The organism is Bacillus sp. FCW2 (assembly GCF_021228595.1).
GTDB lineage: Bacteria > Bacillota > Bacilli > Bacillales > Bacillaceae > Bacillus > Bacillus velezensis.
Window position 1 is genome coordinate 3,230,427 of the sequence record NZ_CP089436.1, and the last position, 25,770, is coordinate 3,256,196.

A 25,770-nucleotide genomic window follows, 5' to 3' on the forward strand; every position below is an offset into this window, starting at 1 on the left:
TTTTCAGCCTATATAGTAAGGTGGCTAATAGTTAATGAATGATAAATAAATAGAGAAGGCGGTATCGGGATGAACCATGAAGTGAAAAAGATCATCATAGTGGGCGGAGGGATCGGCGGTCTGTCCGCAGCGATTTCTCTCGGCAGAGCGGGTTTTGAAGTGATCCTTTGCGAGGCGGCGTCCGGCATGCGAAAAAGCGGAGCGGGCATTCTCCAGCCTCAAAATGCGCTGCGGGTGCTGCGGGAAATCGGTGTGTATGATGAATGCTGCCAACACGGCTTTCAAACGGAATGGCTGAAGCAGCATGATGAAAACGGAACGCTGCAGTTTAAAGTGAGTGAGGCGTTTTTAGATGATTCATTGCCGGGGCGGAATAATATATTGCGGCAAACGTTAAACGATATCCTCAAAAAGCATGCTGAAGCGGCGGGGGTCACGATTCTTCTCGGTAAAAAAGTCGTGTCTTACGAAGAAACAGCAGATGACATAACGGTGCATTGTGCAGACGGAACCGCGATGACGGCTGACATCCTCGCCGGCTTTGACGGCATCCGCTCCGCTGTCCGCAATCAAATGCTGCAAAGAGAAGTGAAAACAGAGTATCTCGGCATGGGAGCGCACAGATTTTACATTTCTTTTCCCGAGCCGGTTTTTCATGATTCAACACTGATGTATAAAAAGGGGCAGACGCAGGTCGGAGTCGTGCCGCTCTCTGAAAAAACAGGATACGTATTTATCATCCGGCCGTATGACGCTGACTTCAGGGATGACGAGGACACGCGTTTTGAAAGGGTGAAAGACTTGCTGCACGGATTTCCGGGAGTAAAGTTTGTGACAGAGAATATGTCAAAGGAATATCCCGTTTTGTTTCATAAGATTGAGCAGATGGCGGTCAAAGAACCGTGGCACAGAGGCCGCGTCGTTCTGGGCGGGGATGCCGTCCATGCAGGAGCGCCGACATTGGCCCAGGGAGCGGCGATGGCGATTGAAGATGCGATTGTGCTTAGTGAAGAACTGCAAAAACACGAAAACCATGAAACTGCATGTCAAGCATACTTCGAAAGACGGGCGGAGCGGGCATTACAGGTGCAGAATCTCTCATCTGAAATCGTCCGCCGCGAGATAAAGGGAACGCCCGGCGTCCAAGACATCATCAGTGAATGCTATCGATTGCTCAAAGAGCCTTATTAAATAAAGAAAGTCCAGAACATGGCGTCTGGACTTTTGTCAGTCTTGTTCAGATTTATTCCGTATCCGCTCAATCACCTCATGCAGCCCCTCAGGCTTGTGAAACTCCACCGGCGAACTGCCTTTTTCAAACGAGATCGTCTCCGCCTCAATGAGCGCGACATAGCGCCCGTTCACTTTTGCGAGATGGATGGATTCGCCGAAATCAGCCAGTAATCCTTTAATCTCTGTTTCTCCGACTTTCATTTTCAGCTCGGCTTCCGGCGTGTGTTCAATGATCTGCGCGGATGCCTCGATGACTTGATGGGTGTCGAGGCGCTCCTGAATTTCCCGCTTTTCACTCGCTTCCCAAATTTCAATGTCGTGCTCAAACTGCTGAAGCTCTTCGCTGTTTTCTTCAAAAGTTTCATACACGTGCTCCTGCACCATGTTCATGACTTGGCTTTTCATGATTTCCGGCATCGATTCGCCGTATTCGACAAATTTGAGAAAATCTTCGAAATAACGGGCGTGCGAGGCCTGGTGGATTTTCAGCTCATGCTCTTCCGTCATGCCTTCTTCCGGCATATACGGATATTGAATGCTTTTCATGTTTTTTGTCGTGATGGCCATTTCGACCTTTTTAATGAGAGACGAGGCGTCTGAGATGCGGGCGACCTTCGGCTCGAAATCGCATTTCATCATAAAGACGAATTTGTCTTCAAAATACTTGCGCGGAACGGCCGATGCCACGATAAAAACACCGCCGCGCACGGCGCTCGTGTCAAGGTAAGTGCGGACGAACTGCTCGCTTGCTTCGATAAATGCTTCCTTCGTATCCGCAAGTCTGGCGCGGTTGAAAAGGTTGTAATTCGGATTTGAATCAAGCTCATGGCCCGGCTCCGTGATAAAATGGCCGATTTTTGTGGGGACCTGCTCGGATTGCGGATGCCGTTCGGCTTTCCGTTTGACGATTTTCTTCAATTCCCCGTCAAGAAAATCCTTCAGCTCGCTTTTTTCAAATTCTTCCGTGTCAAGGGTCTGGAAATGTTTGAACTGTTTGTTTGCCTGTTCGTCTTTTCCTTCCACTTGAATGACATAAAACGATAAAAACTTGATTTCAAAATCCATATGTGAACTCACCTTATTTCTGTATTTAACAAGCCTCTCCAGTATAGAAAAAACCGTTATCGATCGTCAATCCGATGATTGATCCGTGACGGCGGATAATCGGCCGGTGAAAAGGGCAATGTAGTTGGAAGGAACGCATCAACGTGTTAGAAAGGGTGTTATTCATGAAGGAAACAGGTCCGATTCCGCAGCCGAAGACATTTGGCCCGCTCGGCAATCTTCCTTTGCTTGATAAAGACAAGCCTACAATGTCGCTTATCAAACTGGCAAACGAGCAGGGGCCTATTTTTCAGCTGCATACGCCGGCGGGCGCCATTATCGTCGTGTCCGGCCATGAACTGGTGAAAGAGGTTTGTGATGAAGAGCGGTTCGATAAAAGCATTGAAGGGGCTTTAGAGAAAGTCCGGGCGTTTTCCGGTGACGGGCTGTTTACAAGCTGGACGCATGAGCCTAACTGGCGAAAGGCGCATAATATTCTGATGCCGACCTTCAGCCAGCGCGCGATGAAAGATTATCATTCGATGATGACTGATATCGCGGTGCAGCTGATTCAAAAATGGGCTAGGCTGAACCCGGATGAGGCCGTTGATGTGCCTGCTGATATGACCCGCCTGACGCTCGATACGATCGGGCTTTGCGGCTTTAACTATCGGTTTAACAGCTATTACAGGGAAACGCCTCATCCGTTTATCAACAGCATGGTGCGCGCCCTTGATGAAGCGATGCACCAAATGCAGCGCCTTGATGTTCAGGATAAGCTCATGATCAGGACGAAACGCCAATTTCATCATGACATTCAGGCGATGTTTTCGTTAGTAGACAGTATTATCGCAGAGCGCCGGTCAGGCGGCCGGGATGAAAAGGATCTGCTGGCCAGAATGCTGAATGTGGAAGACCCGGAAACGGGCGAAAAACTTGATGATGAAAATATCCGGTTTCAAATTATCACGTTTTTAATTGCCGGCCACGAAACGACCAGCGGCCTGCTTTCCTTTGCCATCTACTTTCTGCTGAAACATCCCCGTGTTTTGGAAAAAGCCTATGAAGAAGCCGATCGGGTATTGACCGATCCCGTTCCTTCATATAAACAAGTGCTGGATCTTACTTATATCCGAATGATTTTGCAGGAGTCATTGCGCTTATGGCCGACCGCGCCTGCGTTCAGCCTTTATGCGAAAGAGGATACGGTGATCGGCGGGAAATATCCGATCACGCCGAAAGACAGAATTTCCGTCTTAATTCCCCAGCTTCACCGTGATAAAGACGCGTGGGGAGACAATGCGGAGGAATTTTATCCGGAGCGGTTTGAACATCCTGATCAAGTGCCTCACCATGCGTACAAGCCGTTCGGAAACGGTCAGAGGGCATGTATCGGTATGCAGTTCGCCCTGCATGAAGCAACTCTTGTTCTGGGGATGATTCTGCAGCATTTTACCTTTATCGATCACACCGATTATGAGCTCGATATTAAACAGACGCTAACGATCAAGCCCGGCTACTTTCATATCCGGGTGCGGCCGAGAAACAAAGGAGCCGTTGCGGCAGCCCTCCCGGCGGCTGAAAAAGCGGCGGGAGACGTCGAAAAAGAAAAACGGGAAACAAAAGGCGCATCCATTATCGGGCTTGATAACCGACCGCTTCTGATTTTGTACGGCTCAGATACGGGAACCGCAGAAGGCGTGGCGCGGGAGCTTGCCGATACTGCCGGGATGCACGGCGTCCGGACTGAAACGGCGCCTTTAAATGACCGGATCGGAAAACTGCCGAAAGAAGGGGCTCTCTTGATCATTACGTCCTCTTATAACGGAAAGCCTCCGAGCAACGCGGGACAATTCGTTCAATGGCTTGAAGAAGTCAAACCCGGGGAGCTGGAAGGCGTCCGATATGCCGTCTTCGGCTGCGGTGATCATAACTGGGCGGCGACATATCAGGCCGTGCCGAGGCTTATTGATGAGAAGCTTGCCGAAAAAGGGGCGGAACGCTTTTCCTCCCGAGGCGAGGGGGACGTCAGCGGCGATTTTGAAGGAAAGCTTGATGAATGGAAAAAAAGCATGTGGACGGACGCCATGAAGGCATTCGGTCTCAAGCTGAATGAAAATGCCGAAAAAGAGCGGAGTGCGCTGGGCCTTCAATTTGTCAGCGGGCTTGGCGGGTCCCCTTTGGCACAGACGTATGAAGCGGTTTACGCATCCGTTGCGGAAAATAGGGAACTTCAGGCGCCGGAAAGCGGCCGGAGCACAAGGCATATCGAAATCACTCTGCCGAAAGAGGCTGCCTATCATGAAGGGGATCATCTCGGCGTGCTGCCGGTAAACAGCAAGGAGCAGGTCAGCCGTGTTCTCCGCCGGTTCAATCTGAATGGGAATGATCAAGTGCTGCTGACGGCCAGCGGACAGAGCGCGGCTCATCTCCCGCTCGATCGGCCGGTCAGGCTGCATGATCTTCTGAGCAGCTGTGTCGAATTGCAGGAAGCGGCATCAAGGGCTCAAATCCGGGAAATGGCCGCTTATACGGTCTGCCCGCCGCACAAACGGGAATTGGAAGATTTTCTTGAGGAGGGCGTCTATCAGGAGAAAATCTTAACATTGCGCGTCTCGATGCTCGATCTCCTTGAAAAATATGAAGCGTGTGAACTTCCGTTTGAGCGATTTCTGGAGCTTTTGCGCCCGCTGAAGCCGCGGTATTATTCGATTTCAAGTTCGCCGCGGAAACATCCCGGGCAGGCTTCAATTACCGTCGGCGTCGTTTGCGGCCCCGCCCGGAGCGGTTTGGGTGAGTATCGCGGAGTCGCTTCGAATTATTTAGCGGATCGCGGCCCTGAGGATGGTATCGTGATGTTTGTCCGCACTCCGGAAACACGATTCCGGCTGCCGGAAGATCCGGAAAAACCGATTATTATGGTCGGTCCCGGCACAGGAGTCGCCCCGTTCCGCGGATTTCTGCAGGCCCGGGCGGCGTTAAAAAAAGAAGGAAAAGAGCTGGGGGAGGCTCATCTGTATTTCGGATGCAGAAACGATCATGATTTTATTTACCGTGACGAGCTTGAAGCTTATGAAAAAGACGGAATCGTGACGCTTCATACGGCTTTCTCCCGCAAAGAAGGCGTACCGAAAACGTATGTGCAGCACTTAATGGCGAAAGACGCCGGCGCTTTAATTTCCATCCTCGGCCGGGGAGGGCACCTCTACGTATGCGGCGACGGCAGCAAAATGGCGCCCGATGTAGAGGCAACGCTGCAAAAAGCGTATCAGTCGGTCCACGAAACAGACGAACGGCAAGCGCAAGAATGGCTTTTGGACCTCCAGACAAAAGGCATTTACGCAAAAGATGTTTGGGCGGGGATTTGAGCGATTTGATGAAAAGGACTGGATGACTCCAGTCCTTTTTCCTTCAATAAAATGAATTGCTTTCCAATCGATATATTCGGTTTGTCAGCAATCTGAAGGCTTTGTTGTGAGATCTTATAACAAGATAAGGATGTCTCACAGTGGTGGAAGGATATCAGCGCCAAGAGTCCCATCTGCTGTTTCCAGGACAAAATAGTTGCGCCTATTTTGGATAAAACCTCTTTACAAATATATGGAATTGGAATATACTCTGTTCCACAAAGTACTTTGCGAAAAGAGGAGCCTGTCTTATGTCAAATCAGAATTTTCGTGAATCAGAGATAGCCGAAAACTTATCTCATATCAAGGTCTTGACGAACTACAAGACTGAGTACTCAAGGCAAACCAGTCCATATTTCATTATTTGGGGCTGTATATGGATTATTGCGTATTCCGTTTCTTTATGTAAGGTACCTTCTGTAGTCCTCGCTTGTGTCTGGTTTATACTGGCAATAGTAGGGTGGATACTGACTTTGAAGACATATCTTAAGCAGAAACAATTTGATCCCATGCCCACTTTCTTAAAGAATCAATTAAAATATGCATGGATTGGATTCATATTAGTGATATGCATTTTTGTTTTTCTGATTTTAATGGGGTTATTGCCGCGAACAGGAGAATTTCTATCGTTTTTGATCGTTTTAATGGTGTCTATTATGTACATATTCTTAGGCATCGTGTTAACAAAAGAGATTTTTGTTATGGGATTTTGGCTGAGCATACTCGGTATGCTTACATTCTGCTTATTTCCTGATGCAATGAATATTGTTTTTGCATTTATTGGCGGAGGCAGCCTATTACTTACAGGAATGATTTTGAAAAGAAAAGGGCAAGGAAATGAGTAATGTTAATAATATCAATGATTTAATACATGCCAAAGTACGGTTGGGAATTATGAGTTTACTGATGACTTATGATCAATGTGATTTTACTTTCCTGAAAAAGTCATTAGACATCACAGATGGGAATTTAGGTTCGCATCTGAAAAAGTTAGAAGATGCAGCTTATATAGAACTAACCAAGAAGTTCGTATCCAAAAAGCCGAAGACTATTGTTCAGATTACGAAAGAAGGGAAAGCAGCCTACAAGGAGTACATTAATACAATTGAATCCATATTTAAGATGAATAACAGCGGGGGAATGGTGTAAATGCTGCAAGTTGAACATATAAGTAAGCGCTATGGCACGACTCTGGCTTTGGACAATGTGGCTTTAACAATTCCGAAAGGAGTCTGCTATGGACTTGTTGGACCGAACGGATCCGGTAAATCTACCTTAATTAAGATCATCTCGCGCATCATCCGGGAATATGACGGTAAGGTTGAATTTGTCGGCAATGAAAATGGCAGACTGGGTTATGTTCCACAGGATATCAGCCTTGAAGAAAAATTAACTGCAAAGACCAATATGGAGTTTTTCGGAAAGGTGCATGGGCTGAATGGCTTGAAACTAAAGCAAACAACAAAAAAACTGTTAGAAGATATCGGGTTGTCAGAAAGGGCAAACGACATTGTGGAGAACTTTTCCGGAGGAATGAAGCGCCGTTTAAATATCGGGTGTGCATTAATGCACGATCCAGACTTAATTATTCTAGATGAGCCGACGGTAGGCGTGGATCCGCAATCACGCCGCTACATTTTTAACATCGTAAATCGACTCAAAAAAGCCGGTAAAACCATTATTTATGTGAGTCATTACATGGAAGAGATTGAAACTCTTTGTGACTATGTGGCTTTTATCGACAGAGGGCAGATTATCGATGAAGGAGAAATAAATGAACTGCTTAAACGACATGAAGAATCATCTATTATGTTTAACTCCTCATTGTCTCATGAATTAATAAAGAGCCATGGTTTTGAGTTTTCAGTCGTTAATTCAGGGCTGATAATAAAAACCCAAGAACCTTTAGAAACCATGGAGCGCTTAATTAGGATCAGTAAGGAAAACAATATTGTGCCTCATCAGTTGTTTTTATATAAGCCAAAATTAGAAGATGTATTCTTTAAACTTACCGGCACTGATTTGCGTGATGAAGAATAAAGGGGGAATTTATCATGTTACCGCTCGCTCAAATTGAAACGCTAAAACAGTTAAAGGATAAGTCTCTGTTTTTTTGGACGATTATACTACCTATTGTGTCCATCATATTGCTGATTGAGCTATTTACGACAGACAGTACAAACAAAACTTTAGTAGCTTCTCAATCCGTAACCGGCATGAGCGTATTCTTTTCAACATTCATTATTATCTCCATCGTTATAAGTTTTGTAAAGGATCGGGAAAAAGGAATTGTATCAAGACTGGCAAGTACCCCTTTAAAGCCTTATAACTTCTTCTTAGGAAAAAGTACCCCTTTTTTAGTCATAACTTTTATGCAAATTCTTCTCCTGTCCGTTGTGGGAATATTTCTGTATGATATTGAAATTAATAATTTTCCGGCGTATATGTGGGTTGTTGTGTTGATATCTTTACTGGTTACATCCTGGGGAGTTGCCATTTCAGTCTTTGCAAAGACTGAAAATACCGGCTTGGTCATGACAAATGTGATTGCATTAGGTACCGCTGTTGTATGTGGTTTATGGACCCCTTATGATCAATTACCAAGCTATCTTCAAACTATTGGAATGCTCTTTCCTCAGTACTGGGCGCATCAAGGGTTAATTCAATCGGTTTCGACGATATCGGGAGGAGAAAGTCTAATATGGGTAACCCTTGTTGTACTGAGCTATACAATACTGGGATTTATAGTTTCTCTAATTGGATACCGGCATTACATTAAAATGGCGAGAAATTAGACCGTTGAAGAATGGGTCATTAAAACGCAGCTGGGACTAAAAGGAGAGCGGGAAATGATAAGTGAAAAACTAAAACTGTATGTCGAGGCTCTATTTAAAAAGTATGAAAAAAACTCGTTATTGAACAGAAAAAAACGGAGCTAATTCCTTTATTGGCGGGTTTGATGAAACCAGTTCACAATTTTTTTCGCTAATGAGAAACAGAAATTTGCAAGACGCGTTAAGGACCGGTGTTGGAAAACAGTTTAAGCAGTCACAAATGCCAGCTCTGCTGCATGGTTGGATTATAAAAAACAAAAGGTATACGTGAAGAAAGCATTTTTGTATATCTTTAGGGACAGGTAAAGGACTGGATGACTCCAGTCCTTTTTTTACATCAGCCAAAAAAATCTTCAAGTTTTTCAACCCCTTTGCATACAATAACTTCAGCCCGCCTGTTGGGCGGCTGTCTTTGATATTCATTTTTCGTTTTTAGAAGTTTGTGTTATTCTTATATTTGGTATCTCCTATTTTCAGACCGGGTCTGATACGGTACCTTTTAATGCCAGAAAAAAATGTGAAACGAAGAACGGATATCCTGCGTCTAATGGCTGGCGGGATAAGATGTTCAATGGGCATGACACGAATGATAAATATATCGTTTTTTAAAATGGTGTGTTTATGGGGCTGTGTGATGCTTTCGTTTTGCTCGGAAAGCAGGAATTGAAGCAAAAAGTAAGAATACAGATTTAAAGTGTTTAGGAAAGTAGAGGTTGCCATGAAGAAATTATTTTCTTACAGACTTAGTTTTTTTGTACTGGCTATTATTTTGTTTTGGGCCAAAACGTATTTAGCCTATCATGCTGAATTCAACCTTGGGGTGAAGGGTCCGACGCAGCAGTTTCTGCTTGTGATCAATCCGTTCTCAAGCGCCATTTTCTTTTTAGGACTGGCATTGTTTGCGAAAGGCCGCAAATCAGCGATTATCATGGTGATTATTGATTTCATCATGACGTTTATTTTGTATGCAAATATCCTATTCTATCGATTCTTCGATGATTTCTTGACATTCCCGAACTTAAAGCAATCCGGTAATGTCGGAAATATGGGAGACGGCATCTTCAGCATTATGTCCGGCCATGATATTTTATACTTTGTTGATATTATTATTTTAATCGCGCTTCTGGTGTGGAGACGTGAGCTGAAGGAATTCAAGCTGAAAAAACGGTATACGTCATTAATTATCGTGACGGGTATTGTTTTGTTCTTCGTGAACCTGGCGATTGCCGAAGAGGACCGCCCGGAGCTGCTGACAAGAACGTTTGACCGCAATTACATTGTAAAATACTTAGGCCTTTATAATTACACGATTTATGACGGCGTGCAGACGGCGCAGACGGAATCACAGCGGGCATATGCCAGCAGCGATGACCTGACGAGCGTTGAAAACTACACATCCTCGCATTATGCGAAGCCGAACGCCGAGTATTTCGGCAAGGCCAAAGGCAAAAACATTATTAAGATTCACTTGGAAAGTTTCCAAACGTTTTTGATCAACTACAAACTTGACGGAAAAGAAGTCACGCCGTTCCTGAATAAACTCGCCCGCGGCGGAGAGGACATGACGTACTTTGATAACTTTTTCCACCAAACGGGCCAAGGTAAAACATCTGACGCCGAGCTGATGATGGATAACAGCCTGTTCGGACTGCCTGAAGGGTCAGCCTTCGTGACAAAAGGGGAAAACACGTATCAATCGCTTCCTGCCATCCTTAACCAAAGTGAGGGCTATACAAGCGCCGTTTTACACGGTGACTACAAATCATTCTGGAACCGTGACCAGATATACAAACATATCGGCTACGATAAATTCTTTGACGCCAGCACATACGATATGTCTGATGACAACCTTGTCAATTTGGGGCTGAAGGATAAACCATTCTTCAAAGAATCCATTCCGAAGCTTCAATCGCTGAAACAGCCGTTCTATGCGCATTTGCTCACGCTGACGAACCATTATCCGTTTACGCTTGATGAAAAAGACGCAACGATCGAAAAAGCGAAAACGGGCGACGCGACTGTGGATGACTATTTCCAGACGGCGCGTTATCTCGACGAGGCGCTTGAACAGTTCTTTAAAGATCTGAAGTCATCCGGTTTATATGACAACTCGGTGATTATGCTTTACGGAGACCACTACGGAATCTCTGAAAACCATAACCGCGCGATGAAAGAAATTCTCGGCAAAGAAATTACGCCTTATCAAAACGCGCAGAATCAGCGTGTGCCGCTTATGATTCGCATCCCCGGCAAAAAAGGCGGGGTGAACCATACGTACGGCGGTGAAATGGACGTTGTGCCGACGATCCTTCACTTGGAAGGCATCGATTCTAGGAAATATATTAATTTCGGCACCGATCTCTTCTCGAAAGACCATGATGATACGGTGGCGTTCCGTAACGGAGATTACGTCACGCCGAAATATACTTCCATCTCCAATGTCGTATACGATACGAAGACAGGAAAAGAACTGAAAGGCAATCAGGAAACGAAAAACCTGAAAGCCAGAGTCACAGAGCAGCTGAAGCTGTCTGACAGCGTGATGTACAAAGACCTGCTCAGATTCCACAAATTGAGCGACTTTACGCCGGTTGATCCGTCTAAATATCATTACGGCAAAGAAAAGCTGAATCAGGATAATAAATAATAGAAAGAGCCTTACGGAATTTCCGTAAGGCTCTTTTTTTGTGTGTATCTTCACCAATCTGAAAAAAGAGAGAGCTTTTGGTCACAAAGGGCGCCAATCTCTCATATCTTACAGTAGATTTTGAAACCGGTGATAGAGAATCGGACAAATTATCGGGTTGGTTTCTCTTATACGGGCGGTTTCGAATCCAATATTCACAGAGAAGAGGGGTAGAGATGAAAGCAGTCATTCTCTGCGGCGGAAAAGGAACGAGAATGAGCGAAATCACCAATGAACGTCCCAAACCGCTCGCCATGATAGGCGGCAAACCGATTCTATGGCATATTATGAAACTCTATCAATACTATGGCGTGAACGAATTTATCCTGCTTCTTGGTTTCAAAGGAGAGATGATTAAGGAATATTTCTTAGATTATGACTGGAAGAATCACAGCATGACGCTGGACAGCTCTACCGGAGAAGTGCGGATATTGGGAAAATCCGAGCCGTGGAAAATCACTTTTTTAGACACGGGGGAACACACGCAGACAGCGGGGCGGCTTTTACAGGCGAAGGACATCATCGGTGATGAAACCTTTCTTATGACGTACGGGGACGGACTGGCCAACATCAACCTGTTTCATCTGATCAGCTATCATCAATCAAAAGGGGCTGCGGCAACCGTCACCGGTATAGAAAAGACCTCGCAATTCGGAACGCTGACGGTTGAAGACGGTATGGCGAAAAGCTTTTCTGAAAAAACCTCAAGTGAAGGCATCATCAACGGCGGATTTTTCGTGCTCAGCCCGAAGGTATTTGATTATCTGCCGAAAGACAGGGACGTCATGTTTGAAGAAGAACCGCTGAAGGAGCTGGCGAAGGACGGCGAATTGGCGGTATACCGGCATTACGGTTTCTGGACGGCGATCGATACGTATAAAAACCTGCTGGAAATCAACAAGATGTGGGACCGGGGACAACATGTATGGAAGGTATGGTGATCAAGTTTGAGTTTCTGGAAAAATAAAAATGTGTTTGTGACGGGATGTACAGGTCTTTTAGGAAGCTGCTTGGTGAAGGAACTGATCGATCAGGGGGCCAATGTGACGGGACTTGTCCGTGACACTGTGCCCAAGTCGAACCTGTATCAGGGAGAACAAGTGAAGCAAATGAATATCGTGCAGGGCGCGCTTGAGGATCTGGATGTGATTGAGCGGGCGCTGGGCGAATATGAAATTGACACGGTCTTTCATTTAGCCGCTCAGGCGATCGTCGGCGTCGCAAACCGCAATCCGATTTCCACATTTGAAGCCAATATTCTCGGCACATGGAACATCCTTGAAGCGTGCCGCAGGCATCCGCTCATCAAGCGGGTGATCGTCGCGTCCAGTGATAAAGCGTACGGCGACCAGCCGACACTGCCGTACGATGAAAACATGCCTCTTCAGGGCAAACATCCGTATGACGTATCAAAAAGCTGTGCCGATTTGTTAAGCCACACATATTTTAATACGTACGGACTTCCGGTCTGTATTACGCGCTGCGGCAACTTGTACGGCGGCGGAGATTTGAACTTCAACCGGATTATTCCGCAGACGATTCAGCTCGTGCTGAACGGTGAAGCGCCGGAAATCCGCAGCGACGGCACATTTATCCGTGATTATTTTTACATCGAGGATGCGGTCGAGGCATACCTTTTGCTGGCGGAAAAGATGGAGGAGCTCAATCTTGCGGGAGAAGCGTTCAACTTCAGCAATGAGATTCAGCTGACGGTGCTGGAGCTTGTAGAAAAAATTCTTAAGGCCATGGACAGTGACCTCAAGCCGAAAGTGCTCAACCAGGGAAGCCATGAAATCAAGCACCAATATTTATCGGCGGAAAAGGCGAGGAAGCTTCTGAATTGGACGCCCGCGCATACCATTGATGAAGGATTGGAAAAAACGATCGAATGGTATAAAGCCTTTTTTCAAAAGTAACAGAAACAGAGGTGAGAGAAAGACGTGACAAGCGCATATTGCACAGTTTTATCAAAAGGAAGGCTGTATCAGGCCATCGCTTTGTTCGGCTCATTGAAAGCGGTTCAGGCGGACGCCCCCATTTTTACTTTGTGTATGGATCAAGACACCTATGACGTGCTTCAGGCAATGCGGCCGGATAATGTCACCTTGATTCAGGTGTCCGCACTGGAAAATGAGGAGCTCCTTGAACTGAAGCGGACGAGGGATCAGAGCGAATACTGCTGGACGGTGAAGCCGGTATTTCTCGAATTCGTGCTGGACGGACATCCGGAATTAGAGCGTGTCACGTACATTGATGCCGATTTGTTTTTCTTCGCTGATCCGCGCGCGATTTTTGACAATCAGCCGGATTGTTCGGTGCTTCTGTCACGGGGCGATATCGTCATTCCCTCATTTGAAAAACAGGAAATCGACATGCTGCAGCGTCTTTTAGGCCGGTATAATTCCGGTTTTCTCAGCTTCAAAACCGACAGTGCCGGCACAGATTGTCTCAGATGGTGGAAAGAACGCTGCCTTGAGGAATGCAAAAATGCGCCGGGCGAAGGAAAATTCGGAGATCAAGGCTACTTGGATTACATGTCCGGCCTGTTCCCGAACGTGTGTGACATCACCACGCCCGGCGTGAATATCGGCCATTGGAATTACGGCCGCCACACGTTTTCATGGAAGGACGGGCGTCTTGTGCTCGAAGACGGAAGTCCGCTGATTTTCTATCATTTCAGCGGATACCGGATCGTCACAGCCGGCGACATTCGGCAGATTCATGAGACGGACCGGACCGACCTGCCGTTTGTCCATCAGCTTTACCAGGACATTCTGAAGCGGGTGATCGGGACGGTCAGCGCCGTCTGCCCGGAGTTCAGCGGCTTTGCATCTGAGGATGATAACAAATAAATGATCATATACAGGAAGTGAACGAAAAGTGAAGGCAAGCGTCATTGTTCCCGCATATAATTCCAAGGAGAGGCTTTATAACAGCCTGCTGTCCCTGAATGAACAGGAATGCACAGAGCCGTTCGAAGTGATTGTGGCTGACAACGGTTCGGAAGACGGAACCTTATCCATGCTTGAATCATTCAGCGCGAATTTCCCGCTGATTTTTGTGAGAATTAAAGAAAACAGAGGGATCGCTTACGGCCGGAATCAGGCGGTCCGCAATGCCAGAGGCGATATTTTGATCTTCCATGACAGCGACATGCTTGCCGAAAAGGATTTGGTGGCGAAGCATATTAAGGCTCATGAGAACCGGGACGATCTTGTCGTATGCGGTATGTTCTGGAAGCGGATTTACAGCTTTTATTATGACCGTTTTGAAAAAGAGCATAAGGAAAAACTCGCCGAACTGTATGAAGAGCTGCCGGGCGATAAAGAGCCGCTCCTTGAAGAAGGTGACATCAGAGACGGAAGTTTTCTTGACCAATGCTTTGATTTAGATACCGACTTTATCCGTGTGCTGAAAAGCATTTTGGAAAAATATGGAGATTATTTGAACGGCTACCGTCTGCCGTGGCGTTTTTTCATTACGAACAATTCGTCAGTCAAGAGACAGCACGTGGCAGATCTCGGCCTGTTTGATGAAGGCATTGTCAGATACGGCTTTGAAGATTATGATCTCGGCATCAGGCTTCATCAGTCGGGAATGAGATTTCAGCTGCGGCGCGATATCATGAGCGTCCATCAGGAGCATCCGAGCAACTGCGCTTCCGTTGATGACATCAGGGCGAACATCGCGTACATGTGCGACAAGTACAATGACATTCATTCGCTTGACGTGCACCTCGCGTTTAACGGCCCGTTTGACGCGGAGTTAACCAACAGCATGATGGCAGACATCGAAGTGCTGCTTGATTATGAGAAATATGAAAGCCTGCTGCACATTTTTCTCGAACTGCTGCACGCGGTTAAAGACCGCAACCTCGACCCGGACTGGAAGACGAAAAGCCCGCGGATCACGGCGAACAGCTTCAATCTGCCGGAGGTCGGAAAGCTTTTGGCAAAAGCGGAAAAAAAGCTGGGCGTCACGCACTTTGCAAGGGCGTTCAAAGCGCTGGCTGCTGATTTACTGCATGTGGATCTTAAATAAATTGGATGTGATATGGTGAGTAAATATCATTTTTCAACCATTGTTTCCAGAACGCATATCTTTAAACTGATGCCGATGATTCATTCTCTCCATGAGCATTGCCGGGATTTTCATCTGTATGTGCTGTGTGTCGACCAGAAGGCGTATGAATTGCTTCAGCAGGTGCCGTGGGAACATGTCACGGCGGTTCAGCTCCATGAAATGGAGGACCCGGAGCTGCTTGAAGCAAAGGGCGGCCGGACGTTTCATGAATATTGCTGGACGCTGAAGCCGGCATTTCTGTTCCATGTGATGACGGAGTATGATGAAGCTGAATATTTTGCCCACTTGGACACCGATCTCTTTTTCTTCTCAGATGCGGGCGAGTTGTTTGCGGAAAAGCCGGATGCTTCCCTTTTTCTGACGGATCACCGCAATTCAGAACGGTTTGCGTCTTATTACAAGCTGACAGGGCAGTACAACACCGGGTTTGTCGGCGCGCGGAATACCGGGGAAGCGTATCGGGCGGTCTGGCAGTGGAGACAGGATTGCATCTCCTATTGTACGGTGGAGATGAATGAAGAAAAAAAGACATACGGTGACCAAAGGTATGTTGAAAAGTGGCCCGCGCAGTTTGAACACGTTCATGTCACGGAGTCGATCGGCGCGAATGCGGCGCTGTGGAATATTGAGCAATATGACGTCAGCCTGCGCGACGGGGCTGTATATGTCAATGACACCCCGCTGATTTTTTATCATTTTTCAGGCTTTACGCTCGTCACGGAGAACGAATTCAATCTGTGCTGGTACTATCACATTGATGACGAGGCGACAGTCAATATGATTTACGTGCCGTACATCAAAAACGTGAAAAAATGGATTGATGAAATTCAAAAAGCATTTCCCGATTTCAGAGACGGGTTTATTCCGAAATATGCGGTTCCTGACACCCATTTTTATACGGTTGAAACATAAAATCCCTGCCTTTTCGGCAGGGATTGTTTTTATGAATGCCATTCTTTTAATGTTTTGTCGCTCGGCAGGACAAAGGCGAGCAGACCTAAAACGGGCAGAAAGGCGACGGCTGTCATGGTCGGCGTCAATCCCGCTGAATCAATAAGAGCTCCGAGCGCAACGGCTCCGATCGCGCCCATTCCGAAGGCGAGCCCGACCGTAAGCCCTGACATCGTTCCGATTTTGCCTGGAACAAGCTCCTGCGCGTAGACAACCGTCACGGAGAAGCTGGACATCAGAACAACACCAATCAGCGCCAGTACGCCATAGGCGATGACAGGCCCCGCAAACGGAAGAAAAATCGTCAATGGAGCCGATGCTATCATCGAAACGATGATGACGTTCCGCTTTCCGAAACGGTCTGCAAGCGGCCCGCCGAGAAACGTTCCGACTGCTCCGAAAAATAAAAAGACGAAGATGTAGCTCTGTGCCTGCTGAATGCTGACATGATAGGCATTCATCGCATAGAACGTATAAAAGTTGCCGATCGCGCTCACATACCAGGAGCGCGCGAAAATTAAGAAGATAATCATGATAAGGGCGAGAATAATCGGTTTTGTAATCACGGTCTGCACAGCGGCGGCCGGTGATTTTTTACTTACGGCGCGCAAATGAATAAGGCGGCCTTTATACCATTTGGCGATATAAATGAGAAACAGCACAGCGATTGCGGCGACAAGCGTGAACCAGACAGAGCCGAATTGACCGAGCGGAACGAGAATCAGCGCGGTAATCAAGGGCGCCATCGCCTGGCCGGTATTCCCTCCGACTTGGTAAATCGATTGCGCCAAGCCGCGCTTTTCGCCGGCGGCCATGTAGGCGACACGCGATCCTTCAGGATGAAAGACGGCGGAGCCAAGGCCGATAAAAAAGACACAGCATAAAATCGTCAGAAAAGACGGGGCGAACGCGAGACCTAAAATGCCGAGCATGCTTGCGGTGAGTCCGAGCGGCAAAGCATACGGCATCGGGCGTTTATCCGTATACCAGCCGATGACGGGCTGCATCACGGAAGACACCATATTCAGCGTAAAGGCGATCATTCCGAGCTGCGTAAATGTAAGATTCATGGAACGTTCCAAAATCGGAAACATCGCCGGAATCACCGCTTGCAGTGAATCGTTCAGCAGATGACAGATCCCGATAATGAACAAAATAGAATACATGGTTGTTTCGGGACGATGGACAGGTTTTTCTTTAAGCGGGGCGGCAATTGCCAAAGTGATTCTCCTCCTTTTTATGTAAACGAAGCATACACCATATTATTCATAAGGTGAATGAATTATCAAGTGCAAAAAAGGCTCTTCTTTCTCAAACAGAAAAAAGAGCCTCCCTTTTTATTTATTTAACAAACTGTGTTTTCTCGAATACATCATATAAACGACGATCCCGGCGGCGATCCAGATGACAAAGGCGATCCATGTCACGCCCGGCAGGCTGCTTGCGAGATACAGGCATAAGCATGCGCTGATGATCGGCACAACAGGCACGAAAGGAACACGGAAGGAAGATTTGATCTCCGGATGTTTCTTTCTTAAAACGATGACGGCGATCGCAATGACCGTAAAGGCCGCCAAGGTTCCCATGTTGACGAGATGCGCCAAGGTTCCCAGATCAATAAAACCCGCGATCCCGGCGGCAATGATCCCCGTCACCCATGTGTTTTGAAACGGTGTTTTAAAACGCGGGTGAACCTTGGAAAACATGCGTGGCAAAAGGCCGTCTCTGCTCATCGCAAATGTAAGGCGCACCTGAGCGTAAAGCAGAGCGAGCATGACCGTTGTAATCCCGATAATCGCGCCGACGGAAATAATGCCTGCTATCTTGTTCTGGCCGACAAATTGAAGCGCGAAAGATACCGGATCTCCGACATTCAGCTTGGTGTACGAAAGCATTCCCGTCAGGACGAGCGATACCGTAATGTAAAGGATGGTGCAGATGGCGAGCGCGCCGATGATTCCGACCGGCATTGATTTCTGCGGGTTTTTCACTTCTTCCGACGCGTTTGACACGGCATCAAATCCGAGATACGCGAAGAAAACGGTCGCGGCGCTCGTGATGACGCCTTTCATTCCGAACGGCATAAACGGCGACCAGTTTTCCGGTTTCACGTAGCCGAAACCGACAATGATAAATAGCAGAATGATCGCAATTTTCATCAATACAATGACATTGTTAAAGCGGGTGCTTTCTTTCACGCCTCTTGAAACAATCGCGGTAATGACCAAAATAATGATAACGGCCGGCAGGTTGAACACGGCACCCGTTTTGCTGCCGGGTGCGGCGGTCAGCGCCTCCGGAAGATGCAGCCCGAAGCCTGCAAGAAGCGATTGGAAATAGGATGACCAGCCGGTTGCGACGGCGGCAAGCGCGATGACATATTCAAGCATTAAGTCCCATCCGATTAAAAACGCGAGACACTCCCCGAGAGTGACATATGAATACGTATATACGCTGCCTGAAATCGGAATGGAGGAAGAAAATTCCGCATAACAAAACGCGGCGAGCGCGCAGGCAAGACCCGCGAGCACAAACGACAGAATCAAAGCCGGTCCTGCGCCTGTCGCGGCCACAGTCCCGGTAATCACAAAAATCCCCGTTCCGACAACACAGCCGATTCCGAGCAAAACCAAGTCAAAAGCGCTTAACGAGCGGGACAGGCTGGTCTGTTTGCTCTGGGCCTTTAAGTCGGCCAGCGGCTTTTTCCGAAATAGTAAAGACATATGGGTCCTCCTGAAAATTCATAATATTCTTATCATTATATACACTGACGTTTGTATTATATTGTCGAAATTTCTCGCAGTCAATTAAAGAATTTTCCACTTTAAAAGGACAAAGCTAAAAAGCGTCGATGCACGGAAGGAACGGGAATTTTATTGTGAAATAGTTCAATTTTCTCACCTTAAGACCGATACAAAAGATGACTCATCAACTAATTTCAAGTTTCGGTGAAAGGGAGATGTTTACATGTTTCAATATGAAGAACTAAATAAGCAGTTTATCGGCGGCCGATGGAGGGATGGGAGCAGCCGGAACGTATTGGAAAACAGAAATCCTTATACTCAAAAAGTCATCACCTCATTCCAAAAAGCGACGTCTGATGACGTGGATGCGGCATATCGCGCCGCGGCTCTTGCGAAACAAGAATGGGACAAAGTAAACCCTTTTAAAAAGCGGGCCATTTTGGAAAAAGCCGTTTCTTTCATCGAAGAGCACGAAGAAGCGATTATTTACTTAATCATGGAGGAGCTTGGCGGAACACGGCTGAAGGCTGAGTTTGAAATCGGACTTGTCAAAAATATGATAAAAGAAGCCGCAACATTTCCGGTGCGGATGGAAGGGAAAATTCTCCCGTCCACGATTGACGGAAAAGAAAACAGGCTGTACAGAATACCCGCCGGAGTCGTGGGAGTGATCAGCCCGTTTAATTTCCCGTTTTTCCTTTCGATGAAATCTGTTGCGCCGGCACTCGGCGCGGGGAACGGCGTCGTGCTGAAGCCTCATGAAGAAACACCGATCTGCGGCGGAACGCTTATCGCGAAAATTTTTGAAGCGGCCGGCGTACCGGACGGGCTGCTGAATGTTATCGTGACGGATATCGGGGAGATCGGCGACAGCTTTGTTGAGCATCCCGTGCCGCGGATTATCTCATTTACAGGCTCAACCGGAGTGGGCAGCTATATCGGACAGCTTGCGGTCAAACACTTTAAAAAACCGCTGTTGGAGCTTGGCGGAAACAGCGCGCTGATCGTGCTTGAGGATGCTGATCTTGAATACGCCGTCAATGCGGCCGTATTCAGCCGGTTTACGCATCAAGGCCAGATCTGTATGTCGGCGAACCGCGTGCTCGTTCACACATCTGTATATGACAAATTTACAGAGCTTTACGAAGCGAAAGTGTCATCGCTGAAAGTCGGCGATCCGATGGACCCTGATACGGTTATCGGTCCTTTAATCAATGAGAGACAGGCGGAAGGTCTGAGACGGTCTGTCGAAAAAGCGATAGAAGAGGGAGCGGTTCCGGTGCTGTCCGGCCGATTCAGCGGAACGGTCGCTGAGCCCGTCATTTTAAAAGATGTGAAACCTGAGATGAGCATCGCGAAGGAGGAGCTGTTCGGACCGGCCGTCTGCATCATGCCGTTTGAAACGGAGGATGAAGCGGTAAGCATCGCAAACGCGACACCGTTCGGTTTAAGCGGAGCCGTGCATACGGCAAACGTTGAGCGCGGCGTTGAGTTTGCTAAGCGGATCGAAACCGGGATGATTCACGTCAACGATACGACCATTAATGATGAACCGAACGTCGCGTTCGGCGGCGAGAAGCAATCAGGTCTCGGCAGGCTGAACGGCGAATGGAGCCTTGAAGAATTCACCACGCTGAAATGGATTTCGGTTCAGCATGAAAAACGGCAATTCCCATATTAAGAAGGAGTGAAAGAAATGAGTATACAGACGGAGCAGCACACGCACAGCCTGCTTGACGCTTTTGTCAAAGTTGCGCCTTTTTTAAACAGCCTGATCCAAGATGACATCACCATCGGAATTTATGATACAGAAAAATTAATCGTGAATATTCCGGCTAAAACGTTTTCTCTTAACGTAAAGCCGGGAGACCCGCTGCAAAAAGGGGACATCATTACAGACGCGATCCGCATGAATCAGAAGAAGACAAGCATGGTGCCGAAAGAGCTGTTCGGATTTCCGCTGATCGCCAGAGCGATTCCGCTTCACGATGAAAACGGAAAAGTCATCGGCGGCGTCGGTCTCGGCACGAGCCTTGAAAAATCAGCCAAGCTTCACGATGTCGCTGAAAGCCTGTCCGCCGTCGTGGAACAGACCGCTTCGGCCATCGCGGATATCTCAGAATCCATCAACGGTTTCTCAGCACAGATGACCGGGATTTCCGCTCAGGCGAAACAAGTCAGTGAAAGCGCGGGAGAAATCGCCGACATTTCCGTCACTGTCAAGGGCATCTCGGATCAAAGCAATCTGCTCGGTTTGAATGCGGCCATTGAAGCCGCGAGAGCAGGAGAATCCGGCAAGGGCTTTTCCGTGGTGGCGGATGAGATCCGCAAGCTTGCCACTCATTCAAAAGACAACGTCGGCCAAATTGACCAGATTACGAAAAAAATCCACAGCCTGCTGAAAGGGCTGGAGGACTCAATTGAATCCATCAACCAGAACACGGACGGCCAAGCGGCGGCGGTTGAACAAATTTCTGCCACGATGCAGGAAATTTCGGGAAGCGCCCAGCATTTAGCGAAAATGGCTGAAAACGTACTCGGAGAGTCATAAAAAAAGGGAGCTTACGGGCTCCTTTTTTGTTTTCCCTTTATCAATCGAAAACTGCACTTACACGTTTGATCCGTCATGCTAAAGGGGTACACATACGAATACATCACAATGATAAAGGAGAGTCTTGTATGTCTGATGCAAATCTGCACAACCCGCTGACGAAATATGATCATGATGAATTTCCAAAACAATATCAAGAACCGCCCGGTTTGCAAAAAGAGATGAAGCCTCTGCCGGACTGCGGTGAAACAAGCTATAAAGGAGCCGGCAAGCTGAAGGGAAGAAAAGCCCTCGTCACCGGCGGCGATTCAGGTATCGGCCGGGCCGCCGCGATTGCTTATGCCCGGGAAGGGGCGGATGTGGCGATTAACTATCTGCCTGAGGAACAGCCGGATGCCGAAGAAGTGAAAGCGTTAATTGAAAAAGAGGGAAGAAAAGCCGTTCTGCTGCCGGGAGATTTAAGCGATGAAACGTTTTGCGGAGAATTGGCGGAAAAAGCGTATCAAGAGCTTGGCGGTCTTGACACGCTCGCTCTTGTCGCCGGCAAACAGCAGGCAGTGGATGATATCAGCGATCTTGCCACAGAACAAATCTATCAAACATTTGAAGTCAACGTATTCTCACTGTATTGGCTCGTCAAAGCGGCGCTCCCTTATCTGCCGGAAGGCGCGTCTATTATCACGACAACATCCGTAGAAGGGTATAATCCAAGCCCGATGCTGTTGGATTATGCCGCGACGAAACATGCCATTATCGGTTTTACCGTCGGCTTAGGAAAGCAGCTGGCGAATAAAGGAATCAGAGTCAACTCGGTAGCGCCGGGGCCGATCTGGACGCCGCTGCAGATTTCGGGAGGACAGCCCGGTGAAAACATTCCGAAATTCGGCAAGGAAACACCGGCCGTTCCATTAAAGCGCGCCGGACAGCCGGCGGAGCTGGCAGGGATTTATGTCTTTTTGGCCTCAGAAGAATCGAGCTATGTGACATCCCAGATTTACAGTGTAAGCGGAGGAATTCCGACAGCGTAATCAATAAGGAGCTGCCCTTCATACGAGGGCAGCTCTTTTTTTCGATGTTATGTGCCGAGCACGTTTTGATTATACAGGACACTCGGATGTGATGGATGATAGGAGGCGGCTTTGTCGTTATGAATCTTCGCTTTTTCTCTGTCGCCGAGCTGCCAGTGGCAGACGCAGAGCTGCAGATGGGGATACCAGGTGGAGTACTCGAGCTGGGTAAAGCCTGCATCACTGCTTTTGGCGGATAGGGCGAGCTCATACCAAAACACGCCCTGCCGGTATTGCCGTTTCTCCGCAAAATAGTCGCCGAGCCTGCAGCAGAACTCCGGCCGCGGACAATCGATCAGAAATGATTTTAAGAGAGACGTCATGGCTGCCTCTTCATGGCCGACCGCCCTGTAGCAATCGGATAGATATTGGCACGTTCTGATCTCGTCTTCGATCCAGCACTGTTTTGTGGAAAGAAAATGGTGATAATACGTGATGGCGCGCTGATACTGGCCGTGATCCTTTAATTCATTCGCGAAGTAAAACAAATCGCGCGGTGTCATCGTTTCACTGTTTTCCGCCATTTTCTCATAAATCTTCAAGTTGCGGTCTGAGGGAGGCGAGTGCTTTTTCTCGGATTTCCGGTGTGTGACGGCAATATCGGTTTCTATGATGTTTCCGTATACTTCAAGATACTCATGCACGGCTCCGATCCAGCGGAACCCTTTTTCACGCTTGACGAGTCGGTTGCGGCGGTATCTGAAGCTGACCTCTCCCCGAGCATCAAAGCCGACGTGATAATACATGGATACCGCGTCCACCTCTTTTGAAAGCGACGCCTTCAGTTCAATCAGCTTTTCACGGTCCTTTTCCGTCAGTATATCGTCGGCGTCCAGCCACAGAATATAATCCATTTCCGCTTTCGAAAACACAAAATTACGGGCGGCCGCAAAGTGATCGATCCATTCAAAATCATAAATCTTATCCGTATAACGGGCCGCGATTTCTTTCGTCCGGTCGGTCGAGCCCGTATCAGCAATCACAATTTCATCCGCAATGTCTTTGACGGAATCAAGACAGCCCGCAAGCCCTTCCTCTTCATTTTTCACGATAACGCACAAACTGACGCTGATCATGTCATCACCTCTTCCCCTCCAGTGTATAAAAGGAGAGGCGGAAACATTCTTCGGACAAAATGATCTCTTCCAAGAAATTTGTCTGTCCTTTTACTAGTTTTATTCCAGCGCCTGATTTAAAATGAACACATGAACTTACGTGAGGATTGATAGGGACCATGAGCATCATAAAAGCGGAAAACCTTTATAAAACATACGGAGATAAGACATTATTCGACCATATCTCCTTTCATATTGAAGAGAATGAAAGAATCGGTTTAATCGGCCCGAACGGAACGGGGAAGTCTACGCTTCTGAAAACCATTGCCGGCCTTGAATCAACGGAGGAAGGCGAGATTACGGCCTCAGGAAACGTGCATATTGAGTTTTTGCATCAGGACCCTGAGCTTCCGGCCGGACAAACCGTACTTGAGCATATTTATTCCGGCGGATCAGCCGTCATGAGAACGATGAGAGAATACGAAAAAGCGCTTCAGGCGCTGAATGAAGAACCGGAAAATGACCAGCGCCAGAAACAGCTGCTTGATGCGCAGGCCCGAATGGACGCGAATGATGCGTGGGAGGCGAATACGTTAGCCAAAACGGTTTTAACCAAACTTGGCGTCACCGATCTGATGAAGGATGTCAGCGAGCTGTCCGGCGGCCAGAGAAAGCGCGTCGCGATTGCGAAAAACGTCATCCAGCCGGCTGACCTGCTCATTTTGGATGAACCGACAAACCACTTGGACAATGAAACGATTGAATGGCTGGAAGGCTACTTATCGCAATATCCGGGCGCCGTTATGCTTGTCACGCACGACAGATATTTTCTGAACAGGGTGACGAACAGAATTTACGAGCTTGAGAGAGGCAGCCTTTATACGTATAAAGGAAACTATGAAGTATTCCTGGAAAAACGGGCCGAACGGGAAGCGCTGGCGGAGCAGAAAGAAACAAAACGTCAAAACCTCCTGCGCCGCGAATTGGCGTGGCTCAGAAGAGGGGCGAAAGCGCGCTCGACGAAACAAAAAGCGAGAGTGGACAGAGCGGAGGCGCTCAAAGAGCAAAAAGGGCCGGCAGTCTCCGGATCACTCGATTTCGCGATCGGCTCCCACCGTCTCGGAAAACAGGTGATCGAAGCCGATAACGTCTCCATTACCTATAACGGCCAAGCGCTGATCAGCCAGTTTAATGAGCTTGTCATCCCGGGGGAACGAATCGGCATCATCGGGCCGAACGGAATCGGGAAAACGACACTTTTAAACAGCCTCGCCGGCAGAATTCAGCCTGACAGCGGCAATATCACCATCGGGCAGACGGTCCGGATCGGCTACTACACCCAGGATCACAGCGAAATGAACGGTGATATGAAAGTCATTGAATATATAAAAGAGACGGCTGAAATCGTCAAAACGGCGGAAGGCGATGTCATCACCGCGGAACAAATGCTTGAGCGTTTTCTGTTCCCGCGTCCGATGCAGCAGACATATATCAGAAAGCTGTCGGGCGGGGAAAAGCGCCGTCTGTACTTGCTGAATGTACTGATGCAGGAACCGAATGTGCTGTTTTTAGATGAGCCGACCAATGATCTGGACACGGAAACATTAAGCGTGCTCGAAGATTATATCGAACAGTTCCCAGGCGTCGTCATCACCGTATCCCATGACCGCTATTTCCTTGACCGCGTCATTGACCGCCTGATCGTATTTGAAGGACAAGGTGTCATTTCCCGTTTCCAAGGTTCGTACAGTGAATACATGGAACACGCAAAAGCGAAGAAGACGGCGGTAAAACAGCCGGCCGAAGAGAAAAAGGCGGAAGAAGAGCCGAAGAAAAAGCGCAAAAAGCTTTCATATAAGGATCAGATCGAATGGGACGGCATCGAAGACAAAATCGCCGGCCTTGAAGAAAAGCATCAGCGTCTGGAAGCGGAAATCGCTGAAGCGGGAAGTGATTTCGGAAAGATTCAAGAACTGATGGCCGAACAGGCAAAAACGGCTGAAGAGCTTGAAGCGGCGATGGAGCGCTGGACCGAATTGTCACTGATGATTGAAGAACTTGAGAATTAAGAAAAGCCGGTACGGCCCCCGAGAAGATGGCGGGTCATACCGGCTT

Annotated in this window: 20 protein-coding genes; 16 read left to right on the plus strand and 4 right to left on the minus strand. The window is 47.8% G+C overall.

Annotated elements, in window-relative coordinates:
- Positions 1-69 precede the first annotated feature (69 nt).
- Positions 70-1,191 carry an FAD-dependent oxidoreductase gene (locus K3G25_RS16140; RefSeq protein WP_100261636.1) on the plus strand — a complete coding sequence of 374 codons (1,122 nt, stop codon included), beginning with the start codon at positions 70-72 and terminating at the stop codon, positions 1,189-1,191.
- 36 nt (positions 1,192-1,227) lie between these two features.
- On the opposite strand, the gene K3G25_RS16145 is transcribed toward K3G25_RS16140, so the two are convergent.
- Entirely contained in the window at positions 1,228-2,298 is a 1,071-nt protein-coding gene (locus K3G25_RS16145) for a DUF3900 domain-containing protein (protein ID WP_017419072.1), read from the minus strand.
- A 164-nt stretch (positions 2,299-2,462) separates the two neighbouring features.
- Here K3G25_RS16145 and K3G25_RS16150 point away from each other — a divergent pair, with 164 nt between their 5' ends.
- The 11 genes from K3G25_RS16150 to K3G25_RS16200 all read left to right on the plus strand — a co-directional run bounded on the left by K3G25_RS16150 (position 2,463) and on the right by K3G25_RS16200 (position 16,199).
- Entirely contained in the window at positions 2,463-5,645 is a 3,183-nt protein-coding gene (locus K3G25_RS16150) for a bifunctional cytochrome P450/NADPH--P450 reductase (protein ID WP_232489405.1), read from the plus strand.
- A 290-nt stretch (positions 5,646-5,935) separates the two neighbouring features.
- The gene (locus K3G25_RS16155; RefSeq protein ID WP_014417145.1) at positions 5,936-6,529 is read left to right on the plus strand and encodes a hypothetical protein; all 594 of its coding nucleotides are present in this window, start codon (positions 5,936-5,938) and stop codon (positions 6,527-6,529) included.
- The gene (locus tag K3G25_RS16160) at positions 6,522-6,833 is read left to right on the plus strand and encodes a winged helix-turn-helix domain-containing protein (protein WP_014417146.1); all 312 of its coding nucleotides are present in this window, start codon (positions 6,522-6,524) and stop codon (positions 6,831-6,833) included. Before K3G25_RS16155 ends, K3G25_RS16160 begins: the two co-directional genes overlap by 8 nt.
- Positions 6,834-7,724 (plus strand): ABC transporter ATP-binding protein, encoded by an 891-nt coding sequence (locus K3G25_RS16165; protein WP_095061170.1) that lies wholly within the window; start codon positions 6,834-6,836, stop codon positions 7,722-7,724.
- A gap of 14 nt (positions 7,725-7,738) precedes the next feature.
- A complete protein-coding gene (locus tag K3G25_RS16170) occupies positions 7,739-8,479 on the plus strand; it encodes an ABC transporter permease (RefSeq protein ID WP_095061168.1) in 741 nt (246 codons plus the stop codon).
- 757 nt (positions 8,480-9,236) lie between these two features.
- Entirely contained in the window at positions 9,237-11,165 is a 1,929-nt protein-coding gene (locus K3G25_RS16175) for a lipoteichoic acid synthase (protein WP_014417149.1), read from the plus strand.
- 215 nt (positions 11,166-11,380) lie between these two features.
- Positions 11,381-12,145, plus strand: coding sequence for a glucose-1-phosphate cytidylyltransferase (gene rfbF / locus K3G25_RS16180; RefSeq protein ID WP_014417150.1), 765 nt, complete (start codon positions 11,381-11,383; stop codon positions 12,143-12,145).
- 6 nt (positions 12,146-12,151) lie between these two features.
- On the plus strand, positions 12,152-13,120 hold the full coding sequence (locus tag K3G25_RS16185) for a GDP-mannose 4,6-dehydratase (protein WP_012117042.1): 969 nt from the start codon (positions 12,152-12,154) through the stop codon (positions 13,118-13,120).
- A 24-nt stretch (positions 13,121-13,144) separates the two neighbouring features.
- The gene (locus K3G25_RS16190; protein WP_014417151.1) at positions 13,145-14,056 is read left to right on the plus strand and encodes a putative nucleotide-diphospho-sugar transferase; all 912 of its coding nucleotides are present in this window, start codon (positions 13,145-13,147) and stop codon (positions 14,054-14,056) included.
- A gap of 28 nt (positions 14,057-14,084) precedes the next feature.
- Entirely contained in the window at positions 14,085-15,245 is a 1,161-nt protein-coding gene (locus K3G25_RS16195; RefSeq protein ID WP_232489406.1) for a glycosyltransferase family 2 protein, read from the plus strand.
- Positions 15,246-15,260: 15 nt separating this feature from the next.
- Positions 15,261-16,199, plus strand: coding sequence for a putative nucleotide-diphospho-sugar transferase (locus K3G25_RS16200; RefSeq protein ID WP_014417153.1), 939 nt, complete (start codon positions 15,261-15,263; stop codon positions 16,197-16,199).
- 29 nt (positions 16,200-16,228) lie between these two features.
- Here the strand turns inward: K3G25_RS16200 and K3G25_RS16205 are convergent, their stop codons facing one another.
- Together K3G25_RS16205 and K3G25_RS16210 are read right to left on the minus strand one after the other, a co-directional pair.
- Positions 16,229-17,458: an MFS transporter gene (locus K3G25_RS16205; RefSeq protein ID WP_014417154.1), complete on the minus strand. Its 1,230-nt coding sequence runs from the start codon at positions 17,456-17,458 to the stop codon at positions 16,229-16,231.
- 117 nt (positions 17,459-17,575) lie between these two features.
- Positions 17,576-18,961: a branched-chain amino acid transporter BcaP gene (locus K3G25_RS16210; RefSeq protein ID WP_014417155.1), complete on the minus strand. Its 1,386-nt coding sequence runs from the start codon at positions 18,959-18,961 to the stop codon at positions 17,576-17,578.
- Positions 18,962-19,205: 244 nt separating this feature from the next.
- On the opposite strand from K3G25_RS16210, the gene K3G25_RS16215 reads away from it, so the two are divergent.
- The 3 genes from K3G25_RS16215 (at position 19,206) to K3G25_RS16225 (ending at position 22,561) form a co-directional block, all read left to right on the plus strand.
- Complete coding sequence (locus tag K3G25_RS16215) at positions 19,206-20,663, plus strand: benzaldehyde dehydrogenase (protein ID WP_007408954.1); 1,458 nt, start codon at positions 19,206-19,208, stop codon at positions 20,661-20,663.
- A gap of 465 nt (positions 20,664-21,128) precedes the next feature.
- Entirely contained in the window at positions 21,129-21,533 is a 405-nt protein-coding gene (locus K3G25_RS20905; protein ID WP_369719111.1) for a methyl-accepting chemotaxis protein, read from the plus strand.
- Positions 21,534-21,661: 128 nt separating this feature from the next.
- Positions 21,662-22,561, plus strand: coding sequence for an SDR family oxidoreductase (locus K3G25_RS16225; protein WP_029973716.1), 900 nt, complete (start codon positions 21,662-21,664; stop codon positions 22,559-22,561).
- A 47-nt stretch (positions 22,562-22,608) separates the two neighbouring features.
- Here K3G25_RS16225 and K3G25_RS16230 read toward each other — a convergent pair whose 3' ends face one another.
- A complete protein-coding gene (locus tag K3G25_RS16230) occupies positions 22,609-23,676 on the minus strand; it encodes a tetratricopeptide repeat-containing glycosyltransferase family 2 protein (protein ID WP_232489407.1) in 1,068 nt (355 codons plus the stop codon).
- Between the two features lie 158 nt (positions 23,677-23,834).
- Between K3G25_RS16230 and K3G25_RS16235 the strand changes: the two genes are divergently transcribed.
- Positions 23,835-25,724 (plus strand): ABC-F family ATP-binding cassette domain-containing protein, encoded by a 1,890-nt coding sequence (locus K3G25_RS16235; RefSeq protein WP_014417160.1) that lies wholly within the window; start codon positions 23,835-23,837, stop codon positions 25,722-25,724.
- Positions 25,725-25,770 lie beyond the last annotated feature (46 nt).